Here is a 615-nt window from a genome sequence, read left to right as displayed (position 1 = left end):
CGATCTATGTTTGCCCCGTTGCTCTGGTTACCGCTAGGGCCGTTTCTATACCTTCAGAAACACCTAGTACCTCACCAGGCTCACCTATCGGAATGGCACCACCAGTGATTGTTCTGTCACTTGGTATCGGCATCATCTTTTTAGGCTTTTCAACCGGCGCTTTGAATCCATCTTCACTTAGGTAGATCCGATGAAACGTGGCCGAACGCCCTTGCTGAGTAACGATTTTTCCTAGCAGCGCTGGGTAGCTATCGATAAACAGACCATCTTCATCATGGTAAGGCAAGTTTGGATGAAACCTCAGCACCGAATCCCATTCAGGACGAAGCCGCGTCACAATGCCACGACGATGCAAGTAGTTCCAAACTGGTTGCGCACGAGTATCTGCAAGAGATATCGTTTCTCCCCAGGTTTGATTCAAGCGATGGATAATCGCTTTGTCCTCTACCTGCTTTTTAGTCTTCCAGTCAACAGCGTTATTCGGTATTGCCCGAGTTGGTACTTGTCCGGGTTGAATACCAAGAGCCTGGCCGATTGCTTCAATAGACTGAGCAAAGTTCCATCCATTGATCCAAGACAACAGTTCAAAACCATCATGAAAGATACCGCAGGTAT

At 47.8% G+C, this 615-nt stretch carries 1 pseudogene; it reads right to left on the bottom strand.

Annotation, left to right across the window (positions count from 1 at the left end):
• Positions 1-7: 7 nt before the first annotated feature.
• A pseudogene (locus tag R7R24_RS28295) lies at positions 8-615 on the bottom strand (DNA primase); the annotation flags it as partial.

The sequence above is a fragment of the Vibrio sp. 704 genome (genome assembly GCF_033339295.1).
This window is presented reverse-complemented; position numbering and strand designations above follow the sequence as displayed.